Here is a 2,280-nt window from a genome sequence, read left to right as displayed (position 1 = left end):
CGTTCTTGTAGTCTTATTATCAATATTAATATTTTCTCCATTTGCCCATTTTGAAGCTGATGCTTTCAATTTAACCATGTCTCCTCGACCAATTGAATTATTAGGAGCAGCGCTAACTTGATTATTTCTCACCCAACCAAATACCGATGAGTTAGATGTAGATTGGATTTTCGTCGATTCGCTATTTTTTTCTACTATTTTATATACTGAATCGTATTCACTTAAAGAGATTTTCACATTGGATGAAACTCCTTTATATGCGTTCCAGACTGTTGAATTCTCATTCATTACCACGTATTTCTTGGTATAGTCTATTTCAGGAGTTATTTTGTGTTTTCTTTCCAATACAGCGTCCCAATCATAAATCCATGCAGACCAGCCTGAAGCGGCATCAGAATAGATATGAAGTTTATGGTCTTTACGCTCTTTCACGATAAAAGAACGAGTCGTTTTATTCTCAATATTAATTGGTTGACCATCTGCCCAATTAGTCGCAGCTGCCCTCAATTTGATAATATCATTTGAATCTATATTGTTTGAACGCATTGGCATAAGATCATTGATGGTTGTATTTCCACCCCAAGCGTCATCAATAGTCCTTATATAGATAGTCCCATTGTCATTTATCTTAGAAACTTTGTAAGATCTTATCATATCATCGTAAGTAATATTAGAACTTCCAGCCCACTTAACAGCATTTTCATTAAAAGAAACTTTTGTTCCAATTTTAAGCAGGGGATTAGTTGAGTCCTCTTCAAGATCTTCTTCTCTAATATTTCCAGCCCATGATCCCGGAATTCGAATCGTTATTGCTCCATTTGAATTTATTCCCTCAACCATGTACGTTCGGTTATAATCCACCTCAGAAAGATTAGAACTCCCAACCCACTTAGTTGCTGAACGTTTTATCTTAACATAGTCTCCTTTTTTAAATGCAGGGGTTGATTTTTCAAGGTCTTGCTCCTTTATGATTCCAGCCCATTCTCCAGGTATACGAACTTTTACTCCGTTGCTTTGATAAGATTCGACAATTAAAATTCTAGTATAATCATATGCGGTCAGATTGCTACTTCCAACCCATTGAGTTGCAGACTTTTTGATTTTCACTCTATCATTAGTTTTAAACTTTTGGACTGGTTGTGCTTCTTTCAAATTCATTCTAATAGCAAAGCTAGGTGCAAAATCGTTCCACCAAATGGGCGAAATCGAAACTGTTTGTCCGTAATCAGGAGAATGAATGTACTGGTTATCGCCAATGTAAATTGCTACATGATAAGTACTCCCACGTGTTCCCCAAAATATTAAATCTCCAGGTTTGGCTTCCGAAACGCTAATCATTGTCCCAGCGTATTCTTGAGTCCATGTCACATTACCTATATCTTTACCAGTAACCTGTTTAAAAACATAATAGACTAATCCTGAACAATCAAAAGCATTTGGTCCTAGTCTAGTAGGATTCTCCCTTGTATAGGGCTTTCCTAAATGCTTTCGTGCTTCAGCAATAATTTGATCTCTTTCACTTCCTGTTGCAGCAAATGGAGTAATTAAGGAGCTATTATTATAGGCGGAACTATCTAAACGTTGCATAGTCTTGATAAAATCTCTATATTGTTCAAAAGTCATCACATTTCTTCTAGAATCTTCTTTATAAAATTCCCTTATTTTATCATCGGTTAGAGTATCTTTATCAGAACTCGAGTTAGAGGTAATTTGTTGAGCTGATTCAGTAGTTTTCTCCGTAATTTGTTCAATCATAATCGAACTATTTTCTCTTTTTGAATCTATTTTATTATCCCCAATCTGCTCAGAACTTTGGGAGCTTGCTTCAAAAACATCTGCATTTACAACATGATTATTTGAAACAATAATTAATGAAAAAAATGCGGCAATAAATAAGCTTACTCTTTTATTAAATTTCATAATAAACCTCCATAAAATCATATAGTAAGCGCTTACTATATGATTTTACCATTCATCAGTATATTTTCATATATATTTCTTTAGTAATAGTGACTCCAATGATTTTGGTATAATCGGGGGGATCTAGTATCTCATCTTATAAAAAATGATAACTCCTTTAGTTTAAATTAGATGCCATTTATTTTACTCAAAACGCGCCATTTAAGTATAAAAGTGACAGCGAGCAAAGAAAAACTATCCTTCCTCAGAGCCGCAAGGGACAGAGCTATTTTGGCGAATGTCACACAATCCGTTTATGTGACATTCATCTTCAAATTTTATTGCTGTTCATCGTCACCCAAAAATCGGGTTGTGCTGCAA

1 protein-coding gene is annotated in these 2,280 nt (G+C 34.8%); it reads right to left on the bottom strand.

Going from position 1 to position 2,280, the window contains the following annotated elements; genetic code table 11:
* A partial coding sequence (locus tag A5875_RS15195; RefSeq protein WP_254911879.1) for a C40 family peptidase occupies nt 1-1,920 on the bottom strand: 1,920 nt, incomplete at its 3' end.
* Nucleotides 1,921-2,280: the final 360 nt, after the last annotated feature.

Origin of the sequence: Enterococcus sp. 3H8_DIV0648, from assembly GCF_002140655.1 — a bacterium.
Classification (GTDB): Bacteria; Bacillota; Bacilli; order Lactobacillales; family Enterococcaceae; genus Enterococcus_A; species Enterococcus_A hulanensis.
Note: the sequence above shows the minus strand (reverse complement) of the source record. Positions and strands in the feature narration are given on the sequence as shown.